Below are 7,014 nucleotides of genomic sequence, written 5' to 3'. Positions count from 1 at the left end.
AGTGTACTGATTGTACTATTACTGAATTGAATCAAAATCCAAGTATCGAGGTGGTTAAAACTGCTATTACAACAAGTTTTGCAAAAATTGGAGATATAATCAATTATGTAATTACAGTTAAAAATACTGGAAACGTTACTTTGAACCAAGTAATGGTTAAAGACCCATTGACAGGTTTAAATGCAACCATTGAAGTATTAGCTACAGGTGAAACTAGAGAGTTTCCTCAAAGCTATACGGTAACACAAGAAGATTTGAACAAAGGCTCAGTGCTTAATGTGGCATCAGCTACTGGCAAAGATCCAAAAGGAGGTACTGTTTCTGATGAAGACAGCGAAATTGTTAGCGAAAAAGAAACTCCAATTGATGCCGTAAATGATACTGCTGGACCAATTGTTGGAATAAATCAAATTACAACTAATGTAATTAATGTTTTCACTAATGATACGCTAAACGGAACTGCTGTTAATCCAAATGATGTGATACTTTCAACAGACAATTCTAACCCATACCTACATTTAAATGAAGATGGTTCAGTTGATGTATTAGCAAATGCACCAGAAGGCACTTTGACACTAACCTATCAAATATGTGAAAAATTGAACACAACCAATTGTGATACTGCAACAGTAACTATTACAATTGTAAAACCAATTATGACGGTTACTGCAGAAGCTATTTGCATCAATGATGTTCCCTATTTAAAATACACCACGACAGCAGTAAACTTTACTCCTACTAACGGTGTTACATTAACTTGGGTAGATGGAACTAATAAAATAGTTAGTACAATGGAAAACTTACCATTAAACGGACAAGTTTTATGGCCAGGTGCTACCGTTGACTCAAATGGTGTAGGAACAGATTGGCCTGGTTGGTTGCTTGTTGATAATAAATGGATTCAAGGAGCAGATGGATTCGAAAACATCAGACCTACTGCCTCTGTAACTTTTGCATTGAATCCAGAAGTTACTGTGATAGTAAATTATCCACCTGCTGACCCTTTCTGTACTTCAAGACCAACATTCAAAATTGATGCAGTAGATGATACAGCTGGCCCAATTAACGGGTTCTATGGAGCAACTAATGTTCTAAATGTTTTCACAAATGACACTCTAAACACTGTGGCGGTTAATCCAAGTGATGTAAACTTAAAAGAAATTGCAAACAGTTCTAATGGTCTATTAACACTTAATGCAGACGGAACTGTAGATGTAAAACCTAATACGCCTACAGGAACTTACACATTAACTTATCAAATTTGTGAAAAAGCAGATGCTAACAATTGTGATACAGCTGTGGTAACAGTAACTGTTGTTAATACGCCACCAATAATTCCAATTGTAGCAGAAGATGACTTAGTTTTAAATGTAAATGGTGCTACAGGAGCTACAAACATTTTAAATGTTCTTACGAATGATTTCTTAGATAATAAAACACCAACATTAAATACTGTTACACTAACACTTGTAACTCCAGACCCAACAGGAAGTTTAACCTTAAATCCTGATGGTACTATTAATGTAAAAGAAGGCACTCCAGCTGGAACATACACTTTTGTGTATCAAATCTGTGAAATCGGTAAGCCAACAAATTGTGATACTGCTACGGTAAGAGTAACAGTTATTTGTAATGACTTCACCAAAGTTTATGGTAAAGTTAACAATGTAGATACTAATACACCATTGGCAAATGTGCCTATTACCTTAAAACCATTAAACGGAACTCCTGGACCAGTACTTTTCAGAGTTACTAAAGCAGACGGCTCTTATTCTTTTGACAATATGGTAGCTGGAGAGTATGTATTACAAGTTCAAGATGCTAACTTGAATAGTGCATACGAGTTATTCAACACTACTCCTAGTTTCTTGATTATTACAGTTGAAAAATGTAATTACCAAATAAGAGACTTTGGATATGGCAAAACAGACCTTCCTGTTTTAGGTGACTTTGTTTGGTATGATTTGAATAATAATGGTAAACAAGATGAATGGTATGATGCTAACAATGATAATTTGGTTACCCAAAATATTCCAGACGCTAATGGTATAATTGACTACAGCAAATGGGAATGGATTGATTTCAACGGTGATGGAAGTTACCAAGGAGTACAAAATACAGGAGAATTAAACGCTGCTGGTTTTGGAAACGGAACAACCAATGTGCCTAACATTTATATCACTGGACCTAATGGTTTCTCAAGAACTGTTACAATGGGTATTCTTGGATACTGGAGAACAAGACCTGCTGCAGGTGCCTATGGAGAGTATCGAATTGAAATCAAAGAGGAACCATTATTAGAAGCTGCCTCACAAGCTATTGCTGCAACTGGACTCGTAAAAGTATTACCATCAACTAGTAGTAAAGAAATTAATCCAAAGGTATACAAATCAACTAGCTATATTGATTGTGGTACTACAACAAACAATGTTCTTTTTGCTACACTTACAGCCCAAAAACCTATAAATCTAGATATTGATTTTGGAATTAGTTGTAAAACTTTTGCTGGACTAGATGCTATTGACGATAGCTACAGCTTTGTACAATGTAGCCAAACTGGTGTAATAGGAAATGTAATTACAGCCAACGACCTATTAAATGGAACTATTGCAACTACAAATGATGTTAACTTTAAAATCTTAACAGGTTCTAACCCATTCATCACTTTTGATGGTATTGGTAATGTGACTATTTTGAGTGGAATATCAGTTGGAAAATACACATTTACTTATCAAATATGTAATACTCAATTCCCAACGGATTGTGATACGGCAACCGTTACCATAGAAGTGACACCAATTGCTGGAATAACTATCAATAGTACTGCTTGTAATGCAGACACTTCTGTAATTGATTTGAATACATTGTTACCAACAACAGTTCCTACAGGTGGAACTTGGATTGACTCAAGTAATTCATCTGCACTAAATGGAAGTATTTTTTCTCCTTTTGAACTTGCTCTTGGAAATTATCAATTTGAGTACAAAATCACAAATGGAGATTGCCCACAAAGTGTTGTTATAGATATGAATGTGAATTTTGACTGTAAAGTTTTAGGTTGTGGAACTGTAATTGTTCATAATGCCTTTACCCCTAATGGTGATGGTTTAAACGAAATCTTTAAAATTGACAATATCGACGATACCATCTGTTATCCTGAAAATAGTATTGAAATTTATAATCGTTGGGGTGTATTAGTTTTCGAAACTAAAAACTACAATAATACTTCTAATTATTTTGACGGAGTTTCTAGAGGAAGAACTACTATTAGTCAATCATCAGGATTACCTACAGGAACTTATTTTTATATCTTGAATTACACTTCATTTGATTTAAATGGAAATCCTGTTCAAAATAAAAAAGATGGTTATTTGTATTTATCAAAATAAATACGTAATTTACTCATAATTAAATACATAGTACATTAAAAAAACCTATTAATCTACTGATTTCCTATTAAATCAAATGCTAAAAAATAGCTGTTATGAAAACAAGAATAATTTCCTTCATTACGATGTTACTAGCAATAGTGAGTTATGGCCAACAAGATGCACAATTCACCCAGTATATGTATAACACTATCAATATCAATCCAGCCTATGCAGGAAGTAGAGGTGCTATGAGTATATTTGCGCTACATCGTACACAATGGGTAGGTTTAGACGGTGCACCTACAACTAATACGGCATCTATTAATACTCCTATAAATAACAGTAATTTAGGATTAGGTGTTTCATTTGTGAATGACAAAATAGGCCCAACAAATGAAAACACTATTTCTGCTGACTTATCTTATACCATTCCTACTTCAGAGAATTTCAAACTTTCTTTTGGAATGAAAGCGACCGCAAATCTGTTTAATCTGAATGTCGATAAACTTAATCCAGCTGATCAAGGAGATCCACAATTTCAAAATTTGAGAAATGTATTTACTCCTAACATTGGAGCAGGTATTTACTATCATTCTGACAAAGCTTATTTGGGATTATCAGTACCCAATTTTATTCAAACTAATCGATATGACGATAATGATGTAGCGATTTTTAAAGAGAAGATTAATTACTATTTAATTGGAGGTTATGTTTTTGATTTATCGAATGATATTAAATTCAAGCCAGCATTCTTAACCAAATTAGTTGAAGGCTCTCCATTACAAGTCGATGTTTCAGCAAACTTTATGTTTATAGAAAAAGTAGTGGTTGGCGTAGCTTATCGATGGAGTGCTGCTATGAGTGCTATGGTTGGATTTCAGGTCACAGATGGGATGTATATTGGGTATGGGTACGATTTAGAAACCACTAATTTAGAAAACTATAATTCAGGATCACATGAGATTTTCTTGCGTTATGAAATCTTCAAAAACAATGAAAAAATTGTTACTCCAAGATTTTTCTAAAAATGAAAGTTAGAATAGCCATAGTAGTAATTATTTTATTTAAATACAGTTGGCTGTATAGCAATTTATTATATCAAGACAATAAAAAAAATACAATTAGTCCTTCACTTGATGACAAAAATAAATGGTACGAAGTAACGGAAACTATAAATATGCCCTTTGGAAAATCCATTATTGTCTACACTGTAAGTAACAAAAATCTAATAAGCACTAATGATTTAGGTCCCAACAATACAAGAGTTATAGTAGAAAAATCGAAAACTAAAAAAGGGATTGATAATCCTAAAGTAAATAGTAACACAGTTAATACTACTTCAATTGATTCTAATACAAGTAATGAAAAGAAAGAAACAAAAACTGTTAATGTAAGTCCTTTCGAAACCTATGAAAGAATGGTTGAAAAAGGTGTTAAATCAATTGATATTTTTAAAAGTTTAGGTGATTCCTATTTTTTTAAAAACGAATATGTAAAAGCAATAAAATACTACGAAGCGCTATTTAAAATGACTCATGATCTTGAACCAGAATACTACTTTAGATATTCAAATGCACTAAAAAATATGGGGCAAATAGCATCCTCGGAAGAATTATTGGAAAAATATAAATTACTTATAGCTAAGCAAAAAAACTAAAAGTTACAAGATTTAAAAAATAGATCATGAAAAAAAAGTACATCCTTTGTCTTGCTATCATTTTCCTTTTTTTGGGCCAAAGTTTTGCTCAAAAAGGGAAGATAGCTTCTGCTGATAAAAAATACAATAGCTATGCTTATGTTGATGCAATACAAACCTATGAGCGAATTGCTGCAAAAGGATATCAATCAGCCGAAATGTTCGAAAAATTAGGTAACGCTTATTATTTCAATTCCGATTTCGAAAAGTCCGCACATTGGTATGAACAATTATACCAACTGTCACCAGATTTAGAGCCAGAATATTATTATCGTTATGCACAATCCCTAAAGGCAATAGGAAAAGAATCAGAAGCAGCTACTATTTTGAATAAATTCGAAAGTAAATCCAATCAAGATAGCAGAGGTAAACTATTGAAAAAAAATAGTAACTATTTGAATGAAATAAAAGCTAATATTGGTAGATATACAATTGAAAATGCAGGTATAAATTCAAAATATTCAGATTATGGTAGTGCTATAGTTGATAATAAATTAATTTTTACATCCGCTAGAGATACTGGAGGAGTAAGTCAACGTATTCATACTTGGACAGGAGAACATTTCACAAATCTGTATTCAGCTAATGTTGACGGAGAACTCACACCAAGTGCTCCAATGAGATATGATGCCAATATAAATTCTAAATTTCATGAAGCTTCACCAGTCTTTACAAAAGACGGTACTACTATGTATTTTACTAGAAACAATTATTTAGATGGTAAAAAAGGAAAAGACACCAACAAAGTTACATTACTTAAAATTTACAAAGCAACATTAAAAAATAATCGATGGACTGATGTTACAGAATTACCTTTCAATAGCAATAATTTTAGTACAGCACACCCTGCGTTAAGTCCAGATGAGCAAACAATGTACTTTGCTTCAGATAGACCTGGCACTATAGGACAATCTGATTTGTATAAAGTATCAATCAATGCTGATGGAAGTTTTGGAACACCAATAAATTTAGGTAAAGAGATTAATACCGAAGGAAGAGAGACTTTCCCTTTTGTAACTAAAGACAATCAATTGTATTTTGCATCGGATGGCCATCCTGGACTTGGAGGATTAGATATTTTTACTACTAAAATTAATAATGATGGTACTATTGGAATTGTTGAAAACGACGGAGCTGAAGTAAACTCTCCAAAAGACGATTTTGGATACTACAGAGATAGCACAATTAATAAAGGTTTTTTTACTTCCAATCGTGATGGAGGAATAGGATCAGATGATATATATAAATTTAATTTCAAGCCTAGTTGCAAGCAAATTTTAAAAGGGACAATTACTGATGCCAGTACTGGTTCCGTTTTAGCTGGAACTGTGGTTACATTGATAGATAGTCAATACAATACTATTGCTTCGATTACTACAGATGCTTCAGGAAATTACAGTTTTGATGTGTCCTGTAATAAAAACTACAGTGTACGTGCCATCAAAACCGATTATACTCCAAAAGAAGTTAAAATCAGTATACCCTCCACAACAGGAGAAACAAAACTTGATATTCAGTTAGAAAGTAGCATTTGTAAAGTGGCTATTGGTGATAATCTAGGAAAATGTTTCGGTATTACGATGATATATTTTGATTTGGACAAATCGAATATTCGTAAGGAAGCTGCCTTAGATTTAGCTAAAATACTAGACGTATTGAACCAAAACCCAACAATGAAATTGGATATACGTTCCCATACAGATTGTAGACAAACCGCAAAATACAATATGGCATTATCAGAAAGAAGAGCAAAATCAACTATAGCTTGGTTAGTATCAAAAGGAATAGATCCATCAAGACTAACTGGACGTGGTTATGGAGAATCACAACTAATTAATGATTGCGGTTGTGAGCCGACAAATGCTTCAAGCTGTACCGAAGAACAGCATCAAATGAACAGAAGAAGTGAATTTATTATAACAGCGCTCTAATTATTTTTTCAAAACT

Annotated in this window: 4 protein-coding genes; all 4 read left to right on the top strand. The window is 33.0% G+C overall.

From position 1 onward, the window contains the following. Positions 1 to 3,389, top strand: a 3,389-nt coding sequence (locus ACSVH9_RS14715) for a gliding motility-associated C-terminal domain-containing protein (RefSeq protein WP_438064368.1), incomplete at its 5' end; no start/stop codon positions are given. Positions 3,390 to 3,484: 95 nt separating this feature from the next. Next, a complete protein-coding gene (locus ACSVH9_RS14710) occupies positions 3,485 to 4,396 on the top strand; it encodes a PorP/SprF family type IX secretion system membrane protein (protein ID WP_438064367.1) in 912 nt (303 codons plus the stop codon). A 2-nt stretch (positions 4,397 to 4,398) separates the two neighbouring features. Beyond that, positions 4,399 to 5,028: a tetratricopeptide repeat protein gene (locus tag ACSVH9_RS14705; protein ID WP_438064366.1), complete on the top strand. Its 630-nt coding sequence runs from the start codon at positions 4,399 to 4,401 to the stop codon at positions 5,026 to 5,028. A gap of 26 nt (positions 5,029 to 5,054) precedes the next feature. Next, on the top strand, positions 5,055 to 6,998 hold the full coding sequence (locus tag ACSVH9_RS14700) for an OmpA family protein (protein ID WP_438064365.1): 1,944 nt from the start codon (positions 5,055 to 5,057) through the stop codon (positions 6,996 to 6,998). Positions 6,999 to 7,014 lie beyond the last annotated feature (16 nt).

It is taken from the genome of Flavobacterium sp. RSSB_23, from assembly GCF_051547145.1.
Lineage (GTDB): Bacteria > Bacteroidota > Bacteroidia > Flavobacteriales > Flavobacteriaceae > Flavobacterium.
Note: the sequence above shows the minus strand (reverse complement) of the source record. Positions and strands in the feature narration are given on the sequence as shown.

Bases quoted from the DNA above. Each gene is read 5' to 3' on its own strand.
- ACSVH9_RS14705 (WP_438064366.1), top strand. From the start codon at position 4,399: ATGAAAGTTAGAATAGCCATAGTAGTAATTATTTTATTTAAATACAGT.
- ACSVH9_RS14700 (WP_438064365.1), top strand. From the start codon at position 5,055: ATGAAAAAAAAGTACATCCTTTGTCTTGCTATCATTTTCCTTTTTTTG.
- ACSVH9_RS14710 (WP_438064367.1), top strand. From the start codon at position 3,485: ATGAAAACAAGAATAATTTCCTTCATTACGATGTTACTAGCAATAGTG.